Raw genomic sequence first — 22,662 nt, forward strand, 5'->3', positions numbered from 1 at the left:
TGCTCAACAGCCTTCAAACGTGTTTCAGACTCTTGCAAGGCTTGTGTAACCTTGCCAGCCGCCTCAGTAGCTGCTTGCGCCGCACCATTCGCCGTGCTAGTAGCATTATTGGCTTTCCCTGCCGCCTCTCCAGCTGCTGCCGCTTGAGCGTTAGCCGTGCGAGTGGCTTCGAGTGCAGCCTCTTTAGTCTGCTTAAGCTCTTCGACCGCGCCAACAACTTTAGCAGCGGTTTCGCCAGCCGTCTTGACTTGGTCAAGAACACTTTGAGCTTGAGCCACAGCCGTAGCAGACTCTTGAGCTGTGTGGAGCGCATTGTTTGCAGCTTCTACCGCTTGTTCGCTAGTCTGCTTAGCTTGAGCCACCTCGCCAGACACGTTCCTATAGGCTTGTGCTGCCTCATCACACTTTTGAGCACTAGACGACGCGCTAAAGCCAGCACGTTGAGCTTTAACGACCTCTTCTTTCAACGCTGCTAAATCAGTTTCAGTTTGCTTGTTAGCAGCCTCAGTTTTCTCACGGACCAAATCCGCCTGTTGTGCCGCACCATTCGCACGCTCAACAGCCTGCTGAACCTTACTAGCCGCATCATTCGTCGCGTCCTGCACAGTCTGCTTCATGCTACTTACAGCATCATCAGCACGCTTTGCTGCTTGGTCAGCAGCCTGCTTGCTAGCATCGCACTGTTGAACAGCCTCATCAGCCTTGTTTTTCGCCTCAGTTACTGCTTGTGCCGCACCATTCGCCTTATCTGCCGCTTCTTGCGCCGCCGTTCGAATAGAATCCGCTTTAGCCGCCGCCGCATTAGCGTTAGCTACAGCACTCTGAGCATTCTTAGATACAGCCTCACTCTGCTCAACAAGATGCGTGAACTTATCACTCAACGCGTTAGCTTTACTTGTAGCATCAACCGCACCCTGCGCCGCCTCTTGCAAAGCCTGCCTATAAGATACGCCTTCAGGTGAGCTAGCATCATAAACAGGACGCTCCACAATCGCCGTAAAGCTTTTAGAACACACGATACTAGCGCCGCGCTTAACCTCAAAGCCAAGCGCCACAGCGCCAGCCATACGGCACGCGTCACGAGGAACAGCACACTCGTAAACCACGCCCTCAGGTGACTGTTTACGCTCCATCTTCACACGCCCACCAAGCAACACTCCAGGCTGCGGATTGTAAGCAAGCCACACTTCCACACTCTCATCGTCAATAGGCACGGCGTCGTTACAAGGCTGCACACAAATCGTGCGACCATTCTCATCGCCGCCATTCAAATGCACATCAGGAATAAACGCGTTAGCATAGTCAAGCTGAATAATAGACCGCGTGACGCTAGTAAAATCACTCATGCGCAGCCTCCTTAGTAGCCTTGCCGCCAGCTGCCTCAAGCTCCTGCACTCTCTTAGACAACACCTTCACGCGCGCCTGCAAACGCGCATTATCCAAACTAAGATTCGCTATCATAAGTTGTAGATTAGTTAAAGTGATAGTATTCTCATCTTCCATTATTCATTCTCCTTGCTTATAGTGTTTTTAGTGTCTTTCCCATCAATACCCAGCGCGCTCATAATCAAATCAAGCTTTTTAAGTATTTGATTTGACGGACTATTAGATAAGTCAAGCTTCACAGGTGGAGGCGCAAAACTACCCTCTGGCATCTCAAGCATCGGTGGAATCATATCCCTATCATCATTACTCATTTGTCATCTCCAGTTATCATCAATAACAAAACCGTGACCAAAGCCAAAACGAACAGGCTGGTAATCTGTAACTTGCCCGTTGTATATGGCTCTCGGCAAATAGAATTGCTGGACAGCCATATTTAAGCCGCCGCCAGAAACACAACAAGAACTATCAATAACAGCGTTCGTAAGACTTCGACCCGTAAGTGATAAGTTGCCCCAAATCGTAAAGCCAGCCGAGCGTCCGCCGCTGCCGTCAACAGCAGCATTATTATCAAGCAGCATACGCAGCCTGCCATCACTCCACCAGCCAAGGCAAGTATCATAAGAGTCAGCTTCAAACGCGAGCATTCGCGCGCCAGAGTAGTCACGCCGCCAGCCAATATGACCCAGTGCACCACCGTAATCGTCCGTAAAATACATGCCGCGACTGTTTAGCTTCAGCGCTCCGTTATAAATAGCATTATCCGTAATAGTCATTCCACCAATCTCACCACGAGACACGTGAATAGTAGAATTTGTTAAATCCCACCAGTTAGAGTTTGCGTAATCTTGGATACGACCAGCACGAATAAGGTTAGCGTCTAAATTACCGGTCTTAATCATGTCCGCGCTAAGATAGCCAGTGCGCATGTAAGACGCATTCAAATAAACGTGTCCACCACTCAAGTAAATGCCCTGCGTTTCACCGTTATTCGTGAGTTTGTTGAAAATCGACTCCTGAGTAAGCGACTCGTTCATTTTTGAAATCACGCCATCAGCACTATCATCAACAATCTGCTTAACAGTTTTGCCACCAATCCTAGCTGTTGATTGCAAACCGAACTCGCCAGTGTCCAAATTCCAAAAATTCTTACCAACGGCATCGCTTAGAACACCAGTGTAGATGCGGTTAGCGTAGATACCAGATCCATCAGCGAGATTCTTCCAGTCCCAATCACCGTTAGGTTTTAGCGAATCAGCCACACGCCAGAATCCTCCACCAAGCTGAATAGCCTTAGTCGGGTGCTCATCTTCTGGCTTATCGTAAATAAGAATGCCTTCATCAGGGGTAAAATAAGTATATCCTCCACGAGCATTTAGCAGCTCATTCATGCGATTAATTAAATCGTGAACATAAATATTCCCACAGTCTGCAGCCGTATTCCAGTCTGACGACCTCGCAATAAGCTCATCAAGCTTTTGCTGTTGAGCAGCCCTACGCTGCGTGTAGGTTTCCTGAATCGTGCCAAGAGTTATTCGAGTAGAATCCACAGACTCTAATAAATCTTCCTCAATCTTCAGTACACGCCCTTCAACACGAATAGGAGGAGCGAAAGTCGTGTCCACAATCTGAACTACATCTCCAACTCCAACAGCATCTGGGCTAAACCCTGCTCTACCAAGAGAAACAACATCTGCTTCGTAAGATATTTGCGGTTTGCTCAGCTTCTCTAAGTGTTTTTTACCAAGCGACAGCAATGTGTTTGGGTCTTCAATATCATCAAATATGACTTCCGACTCTAGAGGCAAGATGCCACCAAGTCCATCAGGGATTCCCCAATTTCTGGTTGCTGCCTCATCTTCTACATATGGCAAATCATTGTTTATTTCTGCGATGCCTATACGTGCTTCAGAGTCACCCGTCCCCATTGTTTTTTTGCGTAACTCAGCGAGCGCTTTATCTGCAGCTTTGCGCGCCTTTTCTTCTTTTCGTGCCTGTTCTCTAGCTAATTTGCGGTCGAGTGCGAGCGCGCGTTTTTGTTCTCTGGCTAAGCGTCTTTCTTCGGCTTCGCGCTGGCGTTCTGCTTTTTTGAGGGCGACGAGTTTTTTATGTTCTGCTATTCGTTTTTGTCTAGCAGCGCGTTTTGCTAGTCTTTGTTCTCGTTTTTGTTGTGCAATAAGTTTTCTTGCTGCTTTGCGCTCTGCTGCTTGTTGTCTTTTTGCGAGTGCTGCTGCTTTGCGATTAGCGGCGTTGTTTGATTTTTGTTTTCTCGCGCGTGAGGCTCTTTTTTTATTAGTTTCAGGCGATGGTGTGTATGGGGTGTATGGTGTTACGCCGCCCCAGCCGACGTATTCGTCACTCATTATTTACCTCGCTTTGGTTTAAGGTTATGTTTGTGCCAACTGTTTTTTCGCTGCTTGCGGCATCATTAGATCCGTCTGCTGCTTTATCGGGGGTTGAGTGGGAGATTGTTTTTCCCCATACGTATAGTCGCGTTACGACTTGAGCTGCGTCGATTGTTCTTTTGATGCTTTTTAAGTCGCGCGCATACTCGAATCTTTTACTTGGGTCTTTTGCTCCGCGATGTTCTATAAGATTTACGCATCGGCTAACTATGTGGTTGTCATCAAGGGTTACGCTGGTTTCTAGTTCAAGCCCGCATTTTTTACATAGTGCTTGAATGCCTTTAAGGACTGTAGTGTGGTAGAAAGCGTAGTCAGAGCGTTGTTCTAGAGTGCCGTTTTCTACTCGCCCAGTGTTCCATCTAGTAGTTTCTAGTAAAGCTGATAGGCGCCCTTGTGCGTTAGTGTCTACTCCTCGTAAATCTTCGACGTAAACATCGTTTAGTTCCGCGATACTGTTTACGCATTGAAAAGTTGTGAAAGGCACTTCGTCGGCTCTAGATGCTTGAACGGCTTGGACTAAATATTCGGCGCCTAAACCTTGAGAATCTGTAAATACGATTCTATCGCCTTTGTTGATACCGTCATCGCTACAAGTTATGTCTAGTGTGTCTACTCCGTCTACTCCCCTAGTTCTTTTAGCATGAGTGACGCATTTTAATATTCCTAGTAAAGAATCGTCATGCCCTACATGAAAAAATCTCATTTTCATTCTCCATACATGTATAAAGGTGTAAAAGACATTGTTCCCGTAGCTCCTGTGACGCTAACGTGATTTAAGCCTGTGGAAAGTGGGAAAAAATCGCTTTGTAATGAGGGGACTATAATGTTCCCGTTTAGTTTGACGACTCGTGTTTGTGGAGCCATGTCTATAATTAGATGACCTCCGTCAACTAATCCTGTGAAAGAAAGCATCTTAACAGATTCTGTTGTTGCAATAAGAACACTTGTGTCAGATACTCGTAAATCGAATTTTGCCCAGCATGGTCTATCCCCTTCCACAGTAAAGTCTGTTTCCCCACCAACAGCAATAACTTTTGTATCCCCATAGGCTAGAGGCGCTGCGATCATCACAAGGTCAAAACTGTATTTTGCCGTATTTCCGTAAACGTAGATTGGTTTCCAGTTTTTGAATTGGATAAATCCTTGCCAGCAGGGTTCGTACGCAAACTGTACTGTAGAAATGCTCCCTGTAAGCGCTGCAAGCTTGCGTTGTAGGCTAGAGATATCCTCTACATGCCCTATGGTGCATAAAGATATTGTGACTGTACGCTCTTTCAAAGGAGCGTTACCGTCTTCATCTCTAAGAGTCGTGTCAACAAGCATCGTGCTGCCTGGCACTCGTTGGAATTTGGTGATTGCTTCAGGAGCACTAACCCTCATACCAGGGTGAGTCATTAGAATACCTAATTCGTCGATAGGAATACCATTGATTTTTAAAATATTTTCATAACTCATTTTTCACCTTCCAAGCTCACTAAGCCTGTTAAGCTCTCGAGAAATCGGGGACGCGAGCATTCCTGCCATAGTTTCGCGCCCGTTCGCGTCCAACTTGAGTTTTATGCCGTCGTCAAAAACACCTCGAATCGCATTAGCGACCGTCTGAGAATCCCCGCTATTACCAAGATGCTCATTAAGCACACGAATATCAGAGCGCAAACCCTCAACTGTTTTAACAAGCATCACGTCGCCACTACTAGAACTCATCGGTTGCATCGATTGCGCGCCACTATAATTGAGCCTGTCAAGCATACTTACGCCTAGACGCTGCACAGCTGCCGCTGTCATAACATACTCGCCGTTAGAAAGCATCGCTGGGATACTATCTGACGTGCCTGTGCCAGCACCGTATACGACGCCACCGTTCGCACGATGCACTCGAGCGTTAATGTTCACGCTTGCGCGATTAATAGCATTGATCGCACTCCAAACGCTTGACGTATCGGCATAAAAATGCACGGTTTTATTGCTTACTCTAGCGGACTGAACCTCATTATATTTTTGCTGAAAAGCATTTTTATTGCCCTTAATGACGACTGTTTTATCTGGGATTTTGGACGTGTTAACATCGCTAATAGCCTTCTTCGCAAAGCGAGGATTACCCTTAATTGTTAACGTTTTATCTGGGATTTTGGACGTGTTAACATCGCTAATAGCCTTCTTCGCAAAGCGAGGATTGCCTTTAATGACGACTGTTTTATCTGGGATTTTAACAGCTTTCGCACCAGCAATCATAGTATCAAAATTGTGTTTATCTCCTTTAATGACGACTGTTTTATCTGGGATTTTAATTTTTTTAACCCCATTAAGACCTGCTTGGACCTGTTTAAGATCAGGCTTTACTCTAGCTTTAATATCAGGCAGCTTCATCTTTTTAACAGCCGCATATACAGTTTGTAACTGTTTCTTGTCAACTACAATCTGCATTTTTTTACTATCAAGCTTCGTTTTAGTTATTTGCTTAATAGCTTCTAACGCTTGCTTGTTGTCGCCGCTAATTTGGAACTTGCCGCCCTTAAGCTCTTTAACAGCAAGATTTTGCCTCTTAAATACTTCACTAAAATCATCTTTAGCCGTGATTTTAGATTCAACATTAGAGGATTTGACTTCGTCAATTAAACTCTTAAGAGAATCTCTTGTAAGACCCCAGCTTTTAGCTAATTTTTCCGCCTGCTCTTTACTAAGCCCCATTTTTGAAGCGATATCAATAAAAGCTGAGCTACCCTTCTCGAACAAGCCTGTAATAGTATTGAGGCTGTCACCGTTCGCCGCCATAGCTTCAGCGGTTGTAAAACATTGTTTTGCCAGTCTAGACAAAGCGTCCATGTTTTTATCAGCTGCTTCAGTATTGTCCATCCAGTGTCTTCCCGACTCAGCTGCTGCTTTACCCGCATCGCGAATAGCTTTATCCAAATCAGTAATACTGTGTTGAGCGTTCATTGTGAAGCCATAATACTTCTCAATCGCTTCCACATTATTGTTTAACGCCTGTGCTTGAGCATTAATAGCATCTTTGCTGGCTCCGAATTTTGCAGCAAGAATATCCTCAACTTTTGCGACTTTAAGGACTTCTCCACTGTTTTTTGCAGCAGCTTCCGCGCCCCTCATAAGCGCATCAGTGTGTTGAGATGCTGCAATCGCATTGGCTTTACGCTGAGCCTGTTCCTCCTTAAGAGCAGCATCAGCGTCCTTAATACTTTGCTTAGCCTGCTCATATCCTTGTTTAAGAACACTAATAGATTGTCTTGCGATATGATAATTTTTTGCTGCACCCTTCCAAGGCTCCGACAATGCTTTGTTAAATGAGTCAATAGATGGCTTACTACCTCTAACAGCGCCAATGAACGTATCCATGCTAACGCCACAATTTTTAAGCGCATCAGTAAAGCTCATAGTGCCCTTTGTAAACCAGCTGACACCATCATTACCTTTTCTTAATTCGTCAGCAAGCCTGCGATACACGTCGCCACTATCGCGTGCTGTATCTTTTAGAGCATCAGTCTGTCTTTTTGCTGCGTCCGCCTTAGCTTGCCATGAAGCAAACCCAATAGCAGCTACAGCCAATGATGCTGCCAACACGCCTGTTGCTACAGCACTTAAACCAAGCATACTTGCCCTAAATTCACTAATCCCTGCTTTAGTGCCAACGATTCTGTACCAAATATTAGAGAATGCTTCGGTTGCTGTTTTAGACAAATTTCTAAAAGCTAACTCAAGCCCCATGCCAAGCTTTGTGCTTCTTAGCATTGTGAACAATGCTTTTATTTTGCTGCCAATAAAATCAAAGCTTTTAGCAACAATTCCACCGTAGCGCGCGCTTTTTAGATACAGATCACGTAGTCCTGCGCCGACACCAGTTAATGCTGCGATCGCAACAATTGCTTGCTGCACGCCAGATGGTAGGGACGCAAAAGCATTTACTAAGTCCGTAACAGCACCGACCATGCTGCTGATAACGCCTTTTCCACCGCTGCCAATTTTAATAAGCATTGCGTCCCAAGCGTTACTAAGACGGGTTACTTGACCTTTAAGGTTGTCCATTTGAGTTGCAGCGACGCGCCCTGCGAATCCCTGCTGGTTAACCATCTTTGTATATTTTTCAACAGCTTTTGCCCCTCCCTCGTATAAGGTGTTAGCTGTTGTTAATGCTGCGTTAGAAAAAATACGACCCATAGCAGCATTACGTTCTGCTTGTGTCATTTTGCCGAGTTTATCGTGCAATTGCTGGGCAACGCTGGCAAGCCCAACAAATTTTCCGTTAGAATCATAAATCTGTAAGCCCAAGGCTTTCACCGCGCCCTGTGCTCTTATAGACGGTGCAACAAGATTCTGAAGCATAGCGTTGAATTTCGTACCAGCATCAGAACCAACCAAGCCCTTAGATGCAAACAGTGTGAGCGCACCAACAGTCTCCTCAACGCTCATTCCGAGAATATGAGCGTTAACACCAACGTTCTTTAATGCTTCGCCCATGTCTTGCACGCCACCCTGTGCCATGTTTGCGCCAGCCGCAAGTAAATCGGCAACATGAGAAGCTTTTTCTCCACTCAGCCCAAACTGATTTAATGCAGACGCTGTAAGTTCGGCGGCGTTAGCCGCGTCCATCTCACCTGCGGCAGCCAAGTCAAGAGCGCCCTTTAAGCCGCCGCCAATGATATCTTTAACACTGACGCCTGCTTTGCCGAGTTCGTTAATAGCATTTGCAGCTTGTGTTGCAGAAAAGATTCCATTACGTCCAGCTTCAAGAGCAGCTGTTTCAAGTTTCTTTAGCTCGCCAGCGTTCTCTGTAACATTCGCTCTAACAGCCGCCATTGATTTGTCAAACTCAGCAAAACGCCGCACAGCATCAACCCCAATTGCGGTCGCAACAGCCCCCGCACCGATAGCAAGAGCATTCAAAACGCGCTTAGTTTTCTGCCCAGCAGAGCCAGCGCTTTTTACAAAACTGTCAAATTTGCTAGTTAAACGCGATGCCGTCTGAAGCTTTGCTGAGTAGTCAGCAATATCAGCGGTCATGCGAATAGTAATATTTTCGTTTTGCGCCATTTACTCCTCCTCAACCCCATATGGCACCAGTTTCGCGGTCTGAGAACGCGTGGTACCTGGACGGTCATCTTTCAAATACTTCTCCATCGCCTGCTCACGCATCGCACTTATAAAACATGTTTCGATTTTCGCGCGCGCAAACGTGTCGTTTACTTTCAAATAGTCATGGCAGAAACTAGACGGCATACCACACAATGGGCAAAGAGTTGCGTTCTCATATTCTTCTAACGCAATCATCCACGCGCGCTCCGTTTCGTCCCATTCGATTGGATCTTCATCTGTTGGCTGCCAGCCACAAAATCGCTTATAAGAAATCCCCAGCCTGCGTGCTATTTTCAGCTGTTCTACCAAGCTGGGAAAGTATTCTAAATAAGCTGCGTTAATTCTTTTGGGAACGCGGTAGTAGGCTCGTTGAGATTTTGAATTGTTGTAATAATGTCTGTAATTTGCGAGTCTGCAAGCTCTGGCAACAGTTGTTTTACGTCATCATTGCTTACGCTTCGTTTGCTCATCTTGTATTGTGCTTTAACAATCATTGCGGGAAAAGCATCTAAAGCCGCTTCTTTGACGTTAGTTGTTGGGGCATCTTCGCCTTCCTTAGTTTCTGTATTCTTGAGAACGAATTCGCTCCACTTAGAGTGGTTTAAACCTTGCAAAGTTATAGTGATTACGCTACGGTCTGCGACTTCTTTTGTCTTGTGGATTTCTTCTAGTACTTCATCTGCTGAGCGTCCGTCGCGAATGGCATTCGTCTCATCTTGTTGCATGAGAACGAGTTCTTGTGTGAGCATGAGCGTTTTCTGCAATGCTACAAGGTCAGTTACGATATCAACAGTTAATTGTGGTCGAGTGTATTTAATAGGCATAATAAAACTCCAAATAATAGGGGGAAGGGGTATGTTGTGGCGTTAAAGAGTAAAGGCGTGTGCGAGGAAAGGAACAAAAGCTCGCACACGCTTCCCCTATATTTCTCACCAGCCGCCACAAGACTAGCGAGAAAGAATCATTACTGTTGTGGAGAACCCGACACTACAGCAGAAGATGTAGTAGTCACACCAGTAGCCGCTACGACAACGCTTTCCTCATCAGAAGAAGAAGGATCAGCAGCAAAATTAATCAAACTCATCTGTCGATTATCTTTAAACGCTGTCTTCAAACCAATAGTCGCTGGGAATACGCTAACAACATCGCCTGCAGCAAACTCTTCAGACGCCTTCTTGCCGCGCCTGCGCACAAAGAAACCACGAGCGCCTTTGGTTAGTGCTTTAATGGCTTCGTTGTACTGTGTTGCGTCTTTAGTGTTCGTATTATCGATGACGTGCAGTTTGCCGTTTTCATACTTTTCCATGCCGTTAATCTTTCCTGCTACCGCATAGGCTTCGCGTTCATCGTTAAAAGTCTCCTGCGAGTGGTCAAGATTAAAAGCGTCGTGAGAACCTAAGTAAATACTTAAATCGATGTTTCCATCTTTTTCCAATTCAGCCACGGTCGGCTTGTGAATATCCGCAATACCGTTTGTTGCTGGCACCCAAATAGTACGGTGTAAGCCAGCCGCGAGATGTGTTGGGACTTTAGCAATTTCAACTGTCATAATGTCTCCTAAATATTAAATGCGAACCGCCATTCGACGACTCGCACAACATAATTCATGTTTTGTTTGAGATTCTTCATATCCCCTGGGTATGAGCCAGAATCCCTATAGACGCTCATGCCTTCAATGTTTTGCAATTTTGCCGTTTCAACCATATCTATGAGTTTTTCAGCGAGTAGATCGACGCTTAGCTGTGACGCGTTGACAATGCGAGCCTGTATGAGTGCGTATCGCAATCGTGTTTCGCCAGCCTCACAATGGAACCTATTTTGAGGTTTTACTGTGAAAATAACCCATGGGGGGAGCGTTGTTTTAGAGAGCGGTGCTTGCCCATCTTCGTAACGTTTCCACCCATCAGGTAGTTTTATGATGTTTAAAGCCTCTTTTCGAGCTTCGAGGAAAGTTGTCATATCTCAATACCAACCTTTCTCATTTCTTCAAGCATCGTGTCAAACTCAGGCTGTGCATACTCGTAGAATTTGTGAGTGCCGCCACCGTACATAGATCCAAAAAAAGCAAAGTTAATAATGCTACCTGGACTACCTTTTAGAGGCGCTACAGTAGCTGTAACTGTGTGAAACTTTTTCTCAATCTCATATGCGATAGGTGTTCTGCGAAAATACCAGTAGTGCGACTTTGCTAAATCAGCTTTAACAGCTTTTTTAACATTAAGAGCCGCGTGAGTAACGATTTTTTCAACCTGCTCATCTTTCATACGAGCTGTTTCATTTAGCGTGTTTAAAAACCGTGTAAGCTCAGAAGATTCAAGACGAAACATTAGCTTCCCCTGTCTCCACTGTCTCAATATTCGCGTTTAATACCCAGCGTTGCGCTGAGGTAAACGTTTTAGAGCTAGTATTTAACGCCAGCTTAAACACGCGATTCTCGAGATTTTTGTTAACACTGTGAAGAACCTCTACAATGTCGCCTGGCTCAAGCCCTTTGGTGCGCATAGGGAAATGAACCCCCAATGTGGAGGAAAGCAAAGGAGAACCATAGCTTACCTTATCGCTTAGTCTCACACCGTTTGCAGTATTAGCACTATTTGCACCGTTAGAATCGTAAGCTTGCAGCTTGCATTTGCCTTCATATATTTTCATATATGAAGGTTTTTGCAATGCAGTTTGCTCATCTAGCGTGTAGCCTGTTATCCGCTTCACCAGAACCGTATCGACCATAAGCTGTTCTGCTGCCTGTTGCGCGCGACGAACAATATTAAAAATACTCATATTATTCTCACCGCCAACCCAGTAGAACCAAACCGCGAGCGCAACATTTTGCATGTTGCTTCAGGTAGTTGCATGACGTCTATAAGAGCGTTTTCACCTTGCGTGTAACCGACTTGATAGTCGTCGATTCGCTCGTAAGATATGCCAGCGTGCGTTTGAAGCCCACCGTTTTCTGTTTGTGCCAAGCCTGCGGCAACCATTGAGCAGCATAAGCGCTTAATGTCTTCTGGAACGTTCGTGAGCCCAGCTGTGAATGTTATTTGCACGGTAGTTGGCTCATTAGGGGACGCCCAATCTTTGTCACGATATAAAGCATCTCCAATTAGTTTCCAACTATTGTCAAGTACTCCATCAACTAGAACAGATTCAACGCTAATGACGGGGCGAAACGGTAAAGGCTGGCGTTTACGATCTACACCTGGCAAAACCACCGTATGTGCGCCTCGTATGATAGGGGAACCAGCGGCAGCTGTAATGCTGCTGCTGGCAACCTCTAATAGTGCTTCAGCTTCCGCCTCACGCCCGTCAACCTGCACTTTGAAACGGCGGCAATCATCTATCGTCGCCAAGCTCATAATCAGGCAGTCCTAGAAACAGAGCCAGTAGTAGTGAGTTCGCATGTTGCTAAAGCTTCAGGACGGATGACCTTAGCGCCGTACACGAGCAAACCTTTAATAAGATCGCTAAAGCTTTCTTCTCTACGCGTTGATTCCATTTTGGAAATCTGTTGCGCGAAGGTAGTAGCAATAGTAGAACCTGCAAGCATAGTATGCTTCGTATCAGTGTTGCCTGGCATACAATTAGTCTGATACACGGTGAAGCCGTCCACGTTACCAACGAAACCATTATGCAATGTTGCGGATTCAACAGCAGTGTTCTTAACAAAGCGATCGTCCAAGAGCAGCATTCCATAAACATCTGGGTCAACTACAAGGAACCTGCCAGTGGTTGGGATATTCTGCTTACTCAGTTTCACTCCGAGAGAAACAATGCTTTCATACACGTCTTCCGGCTTCGTATAAGTCTTCTTCAAAGCCTTACCAGCCGCCGCTGTAACCATGAGACCGCCAACATACTTATCAACCTCAGCTGCAAGATTATAGGCGGCGCGCTCCTGGAATTTGCCTCGCAAATCTTTGCGAGCCTGAACGGTATCCAAGTCGTCTACTTCAAAAGCAAACGCTTTAGATTGGTCAATCTTAAGCACGCCAGCGTCAATATCAGTAACAGGCTGAATTGTTAGCTTGCCATACTTTGTATAATCCTGAATTTGGATATCACCAATACCAGTAATGTGTACAGTGTCGCCGTATGCTTTAATCTCACCTTCATGCTCACGATTTGCAAGATTTGCGAACACGAGAGAATTTTCAAGAGTGACAAGAATATTGGCACTCCATATTTCTGGGATAAAATTATTAAGACCCGCCATATTTTCTCCTTAAGTAATTATTATTTTTTGCCTTCTAGAATGTTGTTAAGCCTGCCTTCCGCGTCGGCTTTCGCAATTTCACTCGGCGTCATGTTTCTAACTTGTTCGAGCGTAAGCTGTTGAACAGTCTGATTGCGCGCGCCACTAGGAGGCGTGCTTACGACACCAGTGTTTTGTTGGCGTTTCGCCAAATATGGACGCTCTTTAACAAGCGCGCCCAAAGCGTTACTAATTTCCTCAGAATTGGTTTCTCCATCATCAGAAACGGTAAATTTCGATAAATCAAGGAAAATTGTTGCATCAGATGGATTCTCTAACACGCTAGCTGCAGCGGCACGAATCTCGCTTTTAAGAACACGCTGATTAGCATTAGCGATAGCTTGTTGTTGGATTTTTGCGAGTTCTTCAGCTTCCGCCTCACGCCCCTGCAATTTCGCATACTCTTCTTCCATGCTTTTGTATTTATCGTTTTGCTTCAGCGCCTCTTTGAGCTTGCGCTCAAGATCACGATTCACATGCTGCTGTGCTCTGTATTTCTCATTAGCTTCTTCTTGAGAAAGCAATTGAGGACTTTGCTGTAAATCCTCATCTTGTTGAGAATTATTATCATTATTGTTTACACCATCTTGCATGGTCTTCTCCTTTCGTTGACTTTTCGTCACCTATAACCCATGCCGTTTGACATGGAATCGGAAATCTTTCCATACGCCTCACGCAAGCCCTTTTCGGCTTGTGCAACGCGCGCTAAATCTTCGCTTTTAACGGCTTCTTGATAAATCTGCTCAGCACGCCTAACGGCTGGGTTTAATGACCACAAGCCGCCGACATTCCCCCTATGCTCATACCTAAACTCGCGAGGCAGAATGTAACCGTTATCTTTAAGTCGTTGCACGACTTCTTTACGACTCCCAGATGCCCAGCACTCATCAACAGTTAGTCTCCTAAAAGGCTTGCGCGACTTGTCTTTAGCAGACGGCAAAGTGAACCCTTTATCTTTCAGCTGTAATGCAAAATAAGAACGGCTAGACTTGGTAATGCGCGTGCTATCAAGCCTGCTATTCACAATCTGACCAATATCAGCACCAGCACGAATGCTTCTTGCGCCAACTATTCCAAAAGTTTTATTCTGCTCAGACTCGCTCATTCTGTTAAATAGTTCAATCGGAGATGGAGCAATATCCATAACAGATCCAACGTCGTCCAGATTGACAGGCAAGTGGTAACAGTGACAATTCATATGACGCTCAAAACCAGTGTTATAACGGTAGATTTTTCCGCTCAGCACTATGCACCATTTGCAAGCGTCCGCATTACAGCAACGAATAAACCCCATATGCTTGCGTGTGGCAATATCAGCTTGCTGCGCTTGTCTAATCACATCTGCTAGATTCGTAGCAACACTAGAGCTAAACAATCCGCCAACACGGTCTAACGCTTCGTCTGCACTAATCCCCTCTTTTATAAATTCGAGAGCACGAATAGCGGGACGGTCAATCCACTCATCTAATGCCACGCCGCCCGCACTGTATCCCGAAAAGCTGCGCGCATTAATAAGCCCATCAGGTGCTGAATATTGCCCAATTTCAGTCATAACGTCAACATTTGCGTCCAATCCAGCGTTAACAGCTTGCTCTTGGACATCGCTTAATATGTCGGTTAGAGGTTGTTTAATGTGCGCCCATGAGCCACGAATGTTGTTCTTATCCACACGACTCCATGCGTGACGCGCTGCACGTACTGCAACAGTCTCACGAGCAGCCACGCGTCTATGGAACGTGTCCACTGCTTGAAGATTACGCGTCATGCTTCAACTGCCCTGCAATCTTCTCAAGAGTCGGATCACTCATCTCCTTCTCGCGCATAGCAAGAACACGCTCAATATCACGAGGACTCAAGCCAGCATATTCAGCAACATATTCAAACGGGAATCCAGCTTGACGCATCTTAATAAGCCCGTCCATCATTTGAGCTTCACTGCGATACTGAGGATTAGCAAACTTCACCGTACTATTACGCACAAGCAAAGCAGCGCTACTATCACCTTCAGTAAGCATCGCAAGCCAACACAGCTGCTTCACGCCAGCACGCAAATAAGAAATACGATCAAGAATCTTATTCACTAAGCCAGCCTCGGCAACCTCATAACCAGTCGCTGGCACTTCAGTAGACGTAAGCAAATAGTGTGACGGTGTGCGAGTCTCAGCTGCAATATGCTCAACAGCCTTCTTAATAACAGGCAAAAACGCGTCCAATTTTGCTGGCTGCCACTCTGCAATCTTCACATCGCTACCAGTAATCTGATAGATTCTTTCAGTCGCCTGCTTGTCGAGATTGGCTGGCTGAGTGCCCACAAGATTGCCATTAGTGTCATAAACATTTTCTTCAAGCCGCTCCCCGCCAAGGATTACACGAGCTGGCAGAGAAGCAAAATCAAGAGCATTAAGTAAGTAAGCCCAAAGAACGTTCACAGTGTCCTGCATGGCTTCAACCTGCTCAATATCAGATATTGGAGAACGGTCAAGCATACACTGATTGCGAAACTCAACCATAGGGACAACGCCAAGCGGATTAGGCTGAATAGTAGACTCATCTATCGCCCAATTCTCCACGCCAGTAGAACCAAACGCCATATCAGCATTCTTCCGAACAAGCACATAACAGTCAGGAAAATACAGCACACCAGTATCAGACCCCTCGCCGCCAAGAGTCAAACCAACAGTAGGCGCGCCCGTACGTGGGTCAAACTCCATGGCGCAAGAATCAGGATTCTCAAAAGTAATACGCGCGTGACCGTCAGGCATTTGAGTAACCAACCCATACGAACGCCGCGCAACCATCATCATAAGAGCCGCTTCACTAAGCCCCCTATCAGCATCAGAATCCTGCCACACGCGATGCAAAGAATCAGGCGCAACACTACTATCAGGCGTAATAAACCCCTGAAAATGAATACGCTCAACAGGCGCTTGAGCCACAGTAGAACACCAATTATCAGAAAACGAGCTAAAGCGATTCTCCATATACTTCTTAAACTCTTTGCTAGTAAATGGCAGCTTGCCGCGTCGCCCTCGGAAATACTCAACATGCTTCGTAATATCCGCTTGACGTCCAATAACCTGCATCAACAGTCTACGAAGAACCACATTTACATCATCTGCATTAAAAATCACCTTAACCTCCTCACGTTCGATGGAGAGTAGATAATATTGTGTTTTTCTTCACCCCAGCCGTCCATACGTGCATCACATGCCGCCTCATGCGCAAGAATCGTAGCCACAGCCGCATCAATCTTCCTATCCTGCTGCGGCTTGCCAAGACCGTATCTTTCAGCCGTCTTAGGAATACGCCGCGCGTTCACAATATGCGCGTTAGTAATAGGGCAACCATCATGCGTAATACGATGCGTACTCAAATCTTCCTCAAAACGACGCAACGCCTTATAAACAGCCGTAATACGGTTGCTGCCGTTCATAACCCACGGCACAAAAACACGCTCACCATATGCGCGTGCCCAAGCGTCAATCTGCGACTCCCAGCTCATCTCATCTTTAAAACCCGGGTCACAGTAAATACGCACAAACTTATACTTGTGCGCAAGCTCATCCATAGCGGCAATAACCTCACCTCGAGGAATACGACCACCCCACTCTTTAGGATTCCAAATCGTAGGACGCTGATCGTACCCATAGCGAGGCGTGAAAATAAAACCACTCAAAGTCTCGAGCTTAAAACACGTAAAATCATCATTTTCTGAACCATCAAAGCCGCCACACACGCTAGTGCCAGCTGGCGGATTCTCAAGCCACAACTCATGTTTTTTACTCAATCTTGATACCCCCCATAAGCCTCAGCCCACTGCGATTCTTCAATCCAAGCTCCAGCACCCTGCACAAGACGATTACCAAAAAAGCGTTCAGCCTGCGAAGGGTCTGTTTTAAGCAAGCTAGCCGCCTCAGCCTCGATACTATCCAAATCAACCCAAGGCGACCCCTTATACACGTACTCAAGAATCTTGCGACGCTCACTACGCTTCAAAAAAGACATTAAAGAACCATCTTCACGCCTCAACTCAGGCGCTAAATCAGGATTACGGTAAAACACAAAAACGTCAGGGTCGCCGCTTTCCACAATCTGCTGAGCATAACTATTCTCAGTAGGGTCATAAGCGTTAGTCCACGCATGAGTCCTGCCTCCCATACCTGCGGCGCCACGGCGCTGAGTCTGAGCAACCTGCACCATGCCATTAGAAGACGTATACAAGCCAGCCTCGTCTTGCTCTGCATCAGTAATAGGGTTACCCAAACGGCTGCGAGCAGAAGACGTCACAATATCGATACGGTCGAGGTCGGCAGCATCGCTCACATCGCTATCGCCGTTAAGCACGCGAATAAAACCCTCACGCACACGCAAACGCTCCTTCAAAGAACCAAGCAAAACCATAGCTTTCAAAGGACGATACATGTTAAGTACCTGGTCTTCGCTGTTTGCGGTCAGCTGAATAAGCGGCGACGGCTGAGGTCTACCCATAGGCTCACCCGGCAAATACGCATACTCAAAACCACAAGAGCAGCCCCAATCAGAGCAACGGTAAACATCGCCTTTTTTTGCCCAACCGTTAAAAACAGTAGGTCCTACAGCTTCAGCAGCTACAAAAGCAGCTGCGCATGGACCTTTACCAGTCTTCTGAGGCGCCACACACAATGTTTGACGATATGTAAACGCCTGATTTAAAACCATAGGATTATCAGTCGTAACCTCTTCAGGAGGCACAAACTTAGCATCCTCGCGAATACGCCAACGGTTAGCAGCAAGCCAAAACTGCCAATCAGCAAGCACAAACGGCTTACCACGATTAAAACCATCAGGTTGCTTACAATGCGCTTGAATCCACGCATCAATAACATCGGCAAGAGTCGGAAAGTCAACATGCCAATTATCAGAACTAAGCATCATCACCACCACGCATACGTCGAGGCAAAACACGAACACCGTCAATCACGCTCAAATCGCGAGCAGAATCAACAACAGTATCGCGGCGAATACTCCAACCAAAACCAGCCATAGCAGCCTCGCTCAAACCAATACGATCAGCAAAACGAGGCAACAAGCCACGGTCAGCTGCCGACGCTCCAGCCTGCTCACAAATCACAAGCTGCCGAGCATACAAAGCAATCTCAAAAAACATGTAAGAATACTCAGGCATACTCCAAGCCTCAGCCTGCGGCAAACTCCATAAATGCCGCCAAACAGTCTTCTCACGGCTAGCAAATCGCTTTTCGCCATTAGAATCCCTAACCCCTTCAGTATCAACAACACGAAACGGAGGCAAAGGGAACTTAGGTATTTCACCAGCAAACCCATCAGCCGAAAGCACTAAAGCTTTAACACCTTTTCGCAAACTATTGCGCGAATGCGGATCAGGCGCGGGACCACTACGAACCCTAGCTCCACCACGTCCAGAACCCATAAAACCTCCAAAAATGCTAACGTTTTCAATGTTTTTAGCGCATTCGCGACACTCGCGGATTTTTCAAAAAATAGATAGGCTCAATTATTTGCAAAAAATCCAAAATCGTTGGTATTTCGCCGTTTTCCCCAAATCTTTTGAACCCAGCGCAACAAAAAGAGAGTTAGGCAGCGCCTCCGTAAGTCGATACCGTATACCCCTATCCCCCATGCTTTTTTCGGGGTCTTTAGGCGCGTTTTTTGCAAACGTTTGCAGGGGTTGCATCCGCCGCATTTTTAGGGCGCTTACTGATGCTGCTGTAGGATGGCGCCAGCAGGGCGCGTGCTCGCGGTTTTGATGTCGTGGCATCTTTTGCATAAAGCACGCATAAAACGCGTGTCATTGGGATTTTTGCCTTCTGAGATGAGCTCGAAGCGCTCAAGCGGGAAGTGATCTGCGATTGTGGCTTTTTGTGTGCATAATCCTTTGTGTGCTTTGCATCCTTCGCACTGACAGTAAGGATGGAGTGCTAGGAGCTTTGCTCTTGCTCTTCTATGTGCGATGCTTTTATATGGGGTGCGGTCGGTGGTGTGTCTGATGCGCTTGAGGCATTCTTTGCACGCGCGGTCTTTGGTGGGTATGAGGGTGGGGCAGCCTGGGGTGGGGCATGGCTTGAGCATGAGGGGGGGGTCTTTCTATGTGTGCGTATATATGGTGTGCGCTACGGCGCGTGTGTGATTGCGGCGCTTGCTTTTGTGTGTGCGGTTTTGCTTTTTGCATACGCTTTTATATGTGGAGGTGCTGCACTGGGTGGAGTCATGGGGGGTTCTATGGGTATATGAAAAGGGGGCGGCTTTGGCTGCCGTCCCCTTTTGTGAAGTCTTTTGTCTTTATATATATACTTGTCGCTTTGCTCTATGCTATCATGTGGCGGTTTTAAGCCCGACACGCCGTACTTGACTATAGTCAAGGGTGCACGTATAGTAAAGAATGTCAACAACAAGAGCGAAAGCTCAAACAAGGAGAAAAAATGGTACTTATGATTCAGGCGCAAGATTTCTGCGCAATTCTTTTCGCAATGAATATCGCTTATTTCGTATCTGATGCTTTCAAAACAGATTGGAGCGATTGGCGTAAGGCTTTGCGCGGCGTTGTTTCTCTTTTCTGCGCTCGCTATTTGCCGATGATGGCTCTTCTGGCTGTGGCGTTTGTCAATTGCCCTGTGGTTTGCTAGGAGGCGTGAGATGCAAAATATTGAGTATTACTGCAGCGATTTAGAAGACTTTTTGGAAGACAATTTTGCGACCGATGCGGATAGCTTGGAGTGGATGGCTTCTGGTGTGAGCGTATACACGGAAAGGCTAGCGACCGCTCTTAAGCTTTCAAAAAATTCAAATAACCCGCAAATCCGTATGCTTTGGCAAAAGCTCTTTCATTTTTCCGCATGGGTTTTAAAGCATCCCGAGAGCGTAATTAGCGACGAGTTTAGAGCGGGAGTCCTTTTCACTGTTACGCAAGTGTATCAAGCGATGGAGTGGGGGCTTATATAAGAAAGACCGTGGCGCGTCATTGTCAACAAGGACGAAAGGATAACTCGCCCTTTGCGCCACGGCTTTACTAGCCTATCATGCGACACGCCGTACTTGACTATAGTCAAGGGTGCACGTATAGTAAAGAATGTCAACAACAAGAGCGAAAGCTCAAACAAGGAGATTTAAATGAATAAATATGAATACGCTTATATTATGAAAGACCGGCTCGCGAGGACTTTATGGCTTGGTGCTCCTCCAATGAAGACTTGCTTACCTCTTGCGTGGAGCGATGAGCATAACGGCTTTGGTTATAAGATGCTAGGCGAGGCGCGCAGGGTTACGGACTGGCTGCCGCTTAATGTGCCCGCTGAGTGCATTAAATGCAGCGGTGGAGAGCACTGGATAGCTGCTGAAGGGCATCAAGATTATCTCAGAGAGCAAGAGTGCAACGCATGGGGTGCTATCATGCCACAGCTTGCACTAGCAGCGTGCGCGGAATTGCGCGATACAATCGCGGCGCATGGCTTATATCATCGTAGCCATTTTGTAGCGCCTGGCTGCCTTACTTTAGACAATGGCGTTACTTTACAAAAAGGCGAAAGATTAGACGAAGAGAAAGCGGCGCTCGCGGCTGTAGAGGCTTTTTATAAGAAGCTGCAATATAAAGGCGATGGTCTTTTTTCTAATGAAGAAGGCGACGAGGAAGAGCTGGCGGCTGAAGCTAAGGCGCTTTTCTAGCATAAAAGTAAAGTAAAAAGGAGCATAAAAATGATTACTGTAAAAAGCATTAAAAAAGAGTGGATTTGGGATTTGGTCACTAGTGACGATGAGCTTAGAGCTTACGCGTGTGACCCAGACTTTCAAGCGAGAAAAGCAGCCATTACCGATGCTGTACTCAGGAGAGAAGCAGAAGGCTATAAAGTCTTTGGCATCATGGCTACAAAAAAGCGCCCCGATGTCTACGACTTCTATACAGAGATGCTAAGAGAGCAAGCTGTAGCGTGTGTAAAAGATGCCTTGCGCAATCCTCTTGAGCCTGTGCTTAAGGATGGGGTGATGACGATTTGTCTTTATGTGCTCAACTGCGGTTTTGTGACTTCTGACCCTATCAGACTCACTTACTGCGTGCAGCCCGTTACTTATCTTGAAGACAACCTGGATAAAAGCAAGTCTGAGCTTGGTATGCGTTTACTTTACGCACTTGAGCAAAGCGGCCAGCGTATCAGCGTGTCTTTTACATACCCTGACAATTTAGAAGAGGACGAGTGCGATTTCATTAGTAGATATGATGGGTATGATGAGCTTGTAAACACTCTTGTAGATGCTGTGCTAGAGCGGCTTATGGGACACACGGGAGAGATTTGGGACTAGCGCAACGCGCCGCCGCTTGCGCGCGCGTCACGTGTACGGTACCATAAAAAATAAATCAAGGCATTTTTTCCCGCATATGCGGGGGTGATCCTTCTGCGTTTCGATAAAAGGAGTCCTTTTGGACGTCTTTCCCGCATTTGCGGGGGTGATCCTTCTATGTTTCGCATGATTGGTTTTGTGCCTTGAAGGTTTTTCCCGCATACGCGGGGTGTATGCCGTGCACGAAAGTGTACGGCATTTTTTTATACATGAAAGGACAAAAAATGCGGATAAATGCAGCATATAAGGAAGGGCTGAAAAAAATTTTAAAGACGGGCGACATGTCGCGCGTAAGGCAAGAGGGGAGGGATATTATTTTCGGTCGTAAAGAAATGGCATTTTGGATACCCCCTATGGGTAGAGAGCGCGCTAGCACTGTCGTAAAAGGGAAGTATAGCTTTGAAGTCTCGTGCTTTACAGGGAAAGCAGAGATAGAGCACGAGAGAGCGGTTCAAGTGACCGATGCTATCAAGAGCTTTTTAGCGCGTGCTGAAGAGACTCAAGAGTATGACGAGGTGTCGGGCGATGCTATGCTTGCGCTTATAGAGTGGCAAAAAGCATATAAAGAGTGCGCGGACGCACAAAGAGAGTGTAGCATTCTCGTCGGTAGTGATAAGGATTTTCAAGCGTGCCGCAAAATTGCAGAGCACAGCACAACAGACGACGAGGGGCGCTCTGCTAGGGCGAAAATGCGAATCATAAAAAGGCGCATTATAAAAGAGAATCGCGCGGTTTTTGAGCGCTGCTATAAGGCACAAGAGGAGCTAGAGAAAGCGCGCAAAGCGATACAGGCACAAGTAGAGACAGAAGCACTAGAGTATCAGGAGCCAATGAGTAATGAGTAACTACGATTTTAGATCTAAGAAGGACGCGCCATGCTATCTGACTGTGCGCGATGTTGCTATTTTCATGGATGTTAAGCAGCGTGTGGCTGGTCAGTATTTGACTGAGGCGCGCATGCACTATAGGTGCGGCACGGTTAAGCCGTCGGATATGCCGCTGCCTGACGCTTTGGCGGGGTTTAAGCGTCAGACGCCGCTTTGGCGTTATGATACGATTCGCGAGTGGCTGGCGCGTCGTCCATATGCGCCCGTACACTTGCCGATATCTGAAGCTGAAGGCTTAGCATTGCTGCGTGAGTATAGCGAAGATGCGAAGGATTAGGGGGCTTTATGGCTTGCCTTAATGTTG

28 protein-coding genes are annotated in these 22,662 nt (G+C 46.5%); 7 read left to right on the forward strand and 21 right to left on the reverse strand.

Translation table 11 applies throughout. The features are described 5' to 3' along the window. The 21 genes from P0106_RS06755 to P0106_RS06855 form a co-directional block, all read right to left on the reverse strand. The coding region (locus P0106_RS06755) for a hypothetical protein (RefSeq protein ID WP_473730601.1) at positions 1 to 1,346 on the reverse strand (1,346 nt) is incomplete at its 3' end. Then, the gene (locus P0106_RS06760) at positions 1,339 to 1,503 is read right to left on the reverse strand and encodes a hypothetical protein (protein ID WP_248911825.1); all 165 of its coding nucleotides are present in this window, start codon (positions 1,501 to 1,503) and stop codon (positions 1,339 to 1,341) included. The genes P0106_RS06760 and P0106_RS06755, both read right to left, overlap by 8 nt. Next, a complete protein-coding gene (locus tag P0106_RS06765; RefSeq protein WP_248911826.1) occupies positions 1,503 to 1,697 on the reverse strand; it encodes a hypothetical protein in 195 nt (64 codons plus the stop codon). The genes P0106_RS06760 and P0106_RS06765 overlap by 1 nt, the downstream gene beginning before the upstream one ends. A gap of 3 nt (positions 1,698 to 1,700) precedes the next feature. Beyond that, positions 1,701 to 3,746 carry a phage tail spike protein gene (locus tag P0106_RS06770; protein ID WP_473730602.1) on the reverse strand — a complete coding sequence of 682 codons (2,046 nt, stop codon included), beginning with the start codon at positions 3,744 to 3,746 and terminating at the stop codon, positions 1,701 to 1,703. Further along, entirely contained in the window at positions 3,739 to 4,491 is a 753-nt protein-coding gene (locus tag P0106_RS06775; RefSeq protein ID WP_415702734.1) for a phage tail spike protein, read from the reverse strand. Before P0106_RS06775 ends, P0106_RS06770 begins: the two co-directional genes overlap by 8 nt. A 2-nt stretch (positions 4,492 to 4,493) precedes the next feature. Continuing rightward, positions 4,494 to 5,243, reverse strand: a complete 750-nt coding sequence (locus P0106_RS06780; protein ID WP_473730603.1) for a phage distal tail protein — start codon at positions 5,241 to 5,243, stop codon at positions 4,494 to 4,496. Positions 5,244 to 5,246: 3 nt separating this feature from the next. After that, entirely contained in the window at positions 5,247 to 8,831 is a 3,585-nt protein-coding gene (locus P0106_RS06785; RefSeq protein ID WP_473730604.1) for a phage tail tape measure protein, read from the reverse strand. Continuing rightward, on the reverse strand, positions 8,832 to 9,182 hold the full coding sequence (locus P0106_RS06790; protein ID WP_415702728.1) for a hypothetical protein: 351 nt from the start codon (positions 9,180 to 9,182) through the stop codon (positions 8,832 to 8,834). Positions 9,183 to 9,196: 14 nt separating this feature from the next. Continuing rightward, on the reverse strand, positions 9,197 to 9,697 hold the full coding sequence (locus P0106_RS06795; protein WP_415702727.1) for a hypothetical protein: 501 nt from the start codon (positions 9,695 to 9,697) through the stop codon (positions 9,197 to 9,199). A gap of 140 nt (positions 9,698 to 9,837) precedes the next feature. Then, complete coding sequence (locus P0106_RS06800; RefSeq protein ID WP_473730605.1) at positions 9,838 to 10,422, reverse strand: phage tail tube protein; 585 nt, start codon at positions 10,420 to 10,422, stop codon at positions 9,838 to 9,840. Positions 10,423 to 10,430: 8 nt separating this feature from the next. Then, complete coding sequence (locus P0106_RS06805; RefSeq protein ID WP_415702723.1) at positions 10,431 to 10,832, reverse strand: hypothetical protein; 402 nt, start codon at positions 10,830 to 10,832, stop codon at positions 10,431 to 10,433. Beyond that, the gene (locus P0106_RS06810) at positions 10,829 to 11,200 is read right to left on the reverse strand and encodes a hypothetical protein (RefSeq protein ID WP_415702721.1); all 372 of its coding nucleotides are present in this window, start codon (positions 11,198 to 11,200) and stop codon (positions 10,829 to 10,831) included. Before P0106_RS06810 ends, P0106_RS06805 begins: the two co-directional genes overlap by 4 nt. Continuing rightward, complete coding sequence (locus tag P0106_RS06815; protein WP_415702720.1) at positions 11,187 to 11,651, reverse strand: DUF6093 family protein; 465 nt, start codon at positions 11,649 to 11,651, stop codon at positions 11,187 to 11,189. Before P0106_RS06815 ends, P0106_RS06810 begins: the two co-directional genes overlap by 14 nt. Next, entirely contained in the window at positions 11,648 to 12,226 is a 579-nt protein-coding gene (locus P0106_RS06820; protein ID WP_473730606.1) for a hypothetical protein, read from the reverse strand. The genes P0106_RS06815 and P0106_RS06820 overlap by 4 nt, the downstream gene beginning before the upstream one ends. Positions 12,227 to 12,228: 2 nt before the next feature. Continuing rightward, positions 12,229 to 13,083: a phage major capsid protein gene (locus P0106_RS06825; RefSeq protein ID WP_473730607.1), complete on the reverse strand. Its 855-nt coding sequence runs from the start codon at positions 13,081 to 13,083 to the stop codon at positions 12,229 to 12,231. 20 nt (positions 13,084 to 13,103) lie between these two features. Further along, positions 13,104 to 13,715, reverse strand: coding sequence for a hypothetical protein (locus P0106_RS06830; protein ID WP_473730608.1), 612 nt, complete (start codon positions 13,713 to 13,715; stop codon positions 13,104 to 13,106). Between the two features lie 26 nt (positions 13,716 to 13,741). Continuing rightward, the gene (locus P0106_RS06835; RefSeq protein WP_473730609.1) at positions 13,742 to 14,887 is read right to left on the reverse strand and encodes a VG15 protein; all 1,146 of its coding nucleotides are present in this window, start codon (positions 14,885 to 14,887) and stop codon (positions 13,742 to 13,744) included. Then, positions 14,877 to 16,253 (reverse strand): phage portal protein, encoded by a 1,377-nt coding sequence (locus P0106_RS06840; protein ID WP_473730610.1) that lies wholly within the window; start codon positions 16,251 to 16,253, stop codon positions 14,877 to 14,879. Before P0106_RS06840 ends, P0106_RS06835 begins: the two co-directional genes overlap by 11 nt. Then, positions 16,250 to 16,909 (reverse strand): terminase, encoded by a 660-nt coding sequence (locus P0106_RS06845; RefSeq protein WP_473730611.1) that lies wholly within the window; start codon positions 16,907 to 16,909, stop codon positions 16,250 to 16,252. The genes P0106_RS06840 and P0106_RS06845 overlap by 4 nt, the downstream gene beginning before the upstream one ends. Next, entirely contained in the window at positions 16,906 to 18,033 is a 1,128-nt protein-coding gene (locus P0106_RS06850) for a terminase (RefSeq protein WP_415681812.1), read from the reverse strand. The genes P0106_RS06845 and P0106_RS06850 overlap by 4 nt, the downstream gene beginning before the upstream one ends. Then, positions 18,026 to 18,550, reverse strand: coding sequence for a hypothetical protein (locus P0106_RS06855; RefSeq protein ID WP_415702707.1), 525 nt, complete (start codon positions 18,548 to 18,550; stop codon positions 18,026 to 18,028). The genes P0106_RS06850 and P0106_RS06855 overlap by 8 nt, the downstream gene beginning before the upstream one ends. Positions 18,551 to 19,119: 569 nt before the next feature. Between P0106_RS06855 and P0106_RS06860 the strand changes: the two genes are divergently transcribed. The 7 genes from P0106_RS06860 (at position 19,120) to P0106_RS06890 (ending at position 22,635) form a co-directional block, all read left to right on the forward strand. Continuing rightward, positions 19,120 to 19,371 (forward strand): hypothetical protein, encoded by a 252-nt coding sequence (locus P0106_RS06860; protein WP_473730612.1) that lies wholly within the window; start codon positions 19,120 to 19,122, stop codon positions 19,369 to 19,371. 188 nt (positions 19,372 to 19,559) lie between these two features. Beyond that, positions 19,560 to 19,763, forward strand: coding sequence for a hypothetical protein (locus tag P0106_RS06865; protein ID WP_473730613.1), 204 nt, complete (start codon positions 19,560 to 19,562; stop codon positions 19,761 to 19,763). A 10-nt stretch (positions 19,764 to 19,773) separates the two neighbouring features. Next, a complete protein-coding gene (locus P0106_RS06870) occupies positions 19,774 to 20,079 on the forward strand; it encodes a hypothetical protein (protein ID WP_473730614.1) in 306 nt (101 codons plus the stop codon). 168 nt (positions 20,080 to 20,247) lie between these two features. Further along, a complete protein-coding gene (locus P0106_RS06875; RefSeq protein ID WP_473730615.1) occupies positions 20,248 to 20,799 on the forward strand; it encodes a hypothetical protein in 552 nt (183 codons plus the stop codon). A 30-nt stretch (positions 20,800 to 20,829) separates the two neighbouring features. Next, positions 20,830 to 21,432, forward strand: coding sequence for a hypothetical protein (locus tag P0106_RS06880; RefSeq protein WP_473730616.1), 603 nt, complete (start codon positions 20,830 to 20,832; stop codon positions 21,430 to 21,432). A gap of 212 nt (positions 21,433 to 21,644) precedes the next feature. Next, positions 21,645 to 22,316 carry a hypothetical protein gene (locus P0106_RS06885; RefSeq protein WP_473730617.1) on the forward strand — a complete coding sequence of 224 codons (672 nt, stop codon included), beginning with the start codon at positions 21,645 to 21,647 and terminating at the stop codon, positions 22,314 to 22,316. Continuing rightward, positions 22,309 to 22,635 carry a hypothetical protein gene (locus P0106_RS06890; protein ID WP_473730618.1) on the forward strand — a complete coding sequence of 109 codons (327 nt, stop codon included), beginning with the start codon at positions 22,309 to 22,311 and terminating at the stop codon, positions 22,633 to 22,635. Before P0106_RS06885 ends, P0106_RS06890 begins: the two co-directional genes overlap by 8 nt. Positions 22,636 to 22,662 lie beyond the last annotated feature (27 nt).

It is taken from the genome of Gardnerella sp. c11Ua_71 (assembly GCF_055818025.1).

Bases quoted from the DNA above. Each gene is read 5' to 3' on its own strand.
- P0106_RS06760 (WP_248911825.1), bottom strand. From the start codon at position 1,503: ATGGAAGATGAGAATACTATCACTTTAACTAATCTACAACTTATGATA.
- P0106_RS06810 (WP_415702721.1), bottom strand. From the start codon at position 11,200: ATGTTTCGTCTTGAATCTTCTGAGCTTACACGGTTTTTAAACACGCTA.
- P0106_RS06815 (WP_415702720.1), bottom strand. From the start codon at position 11,651: ATGAGTATTTTTAATATTGTTCGTCGCGCGCAACAGGCAGCAGAACAG.
- P0106_RS06780 (WP_473730603.1), bottom strand. From the start codon at position 5,243: ATGAGTTATGAAAATATTTTAAAAATCAATGGTATTCCTATCGACGAA.
- P0106_RS06875 (WP_473730615.1), top strand. From the start codon at position 20,248: ATGAATAAATATGAATACGCTTATATTATGAAAGACCGGCTCGCGAGG.
- P0106_RS06795 (WP_415702727.1), bottom strand. From the start codon at position 9,697: ATGCCTATTAAATACACTCGACCACAATTAACTGTTGATATCGTAACT.
- P0106_RS06825 (WP_473730607.1), bottom strand. From the start codon at position 13,083: ATGGCGGGTCTTAATAATTTTATCCCAGAAATATGGAGTGCCAATATT.
- P0106_RS06850 (WP_415681812.1), bottom strand. From the start codon at position 18,033: ATGCTTAGTTCTGATAATTGGCATGTTGACTTTCCGACTCTTGCCGAT.
- P0106_RS06885 (WP_473730617.1), top strand. From the start codon at position 21,645: ATGCCGTGCACGAAAGTGTACGGCATTTTTTTATACATGAAAGGACAA.
- P0106_RS06870 (WP_473730614.1), top strand. From the start codon at position 19,774: ATGCAAAATATTGAGTATTACTGCAGCGATTTAGAAGACTTTTTGGAA.
- P0106_RS06805 (WP_415702723.1), bottom strand. From the start codon at position 10,832: ATGACAACTTTCCTCGAAGCTCGAAAAGAGGCTTTAAACATCATAAAA.
- P0106_RS06835 (WP_473730609.1), bottom strand. From the start codon at position 14,887: ATGACGCGTAATCTTCAAGCAGTGGACACGTTCCATAGACGCGTGGCT.
- P0106_RS06770 (WP_473730602.1), bottom strand. From the start codon at position 3,746: ATGAGTGACGAATACGTCGGCTGGGGCGGCGTAACACCATACACCCCA.
- P0106_RS06865 (WP_473730613.1), top strand. From the start codon at position 19,560: ATGGTACTTATGATTCAGGCGCAAGATTTCTGCGCAATTCTTTTCGCA.
- P0106_RS06765 (WP_248911826.1), bottom strand. From the start codon at position 1,697: ATGAGTAATGATGATAGGGATATGATTCCACCGATGCTTGAGATGCCA.
- P0106_RS06890 (WP_473730618.1), top strand. From the start codon at position 22,309: ATGAGTAACTACGATTTTAGATCTAAGAAGGACGCGCCATGCTATCTG.
- P0106_RS06785 (WP_473730604.1), bottom strand. From the start codon at position 8,831: ATGGCGCAAAACGAAAATATTACTATTCGCATGACCGCTGATATTGCT.
- P0106_RS06830 (WP_473730608.1), bottom strand. From the start codon at position 13,715: ATGCAAGATGGTGTAAACAATAATGATAATAATTCTCAACAAGATGAG.
- P0106_RS06820 (WP_473730606.1), bottom strand. From the start codon at position 12,226: ATGAGCTTGGCGACGATAGATGATTGCCGCCGTTTCAAAGTGCAGGTT.
- P0106_RS06880 (WP_473730616.1), top strand. From the start codon at position 20,830: ATGATTACTGTAAAAAGCATTAAAAAAGAGTGGATTTGGGATTTGGTC.
- P0106_RS06775 (WP_415702734.1), bottom strand. From the start codon at position 4,491: ATGAGATTTTTTCATGTAGGGCATGACGATTCTTTACTAGGAATATTA.
- P0106_RS06800 (WP_473730605.1), bottom strand. From the start codon at position 10,422: ATGACAGTTGAAATTGCTAAAGTCCCAACACATCTCGCGGCTGGCTTA.
- P0106_RS06855 (WP_415702707.1), bottom strand. From the start codon at position 18,550: ATGGGTTCTGGACGTGGTGGAGCTAGGGTTCGTAGTGGTCCCGCGCCT.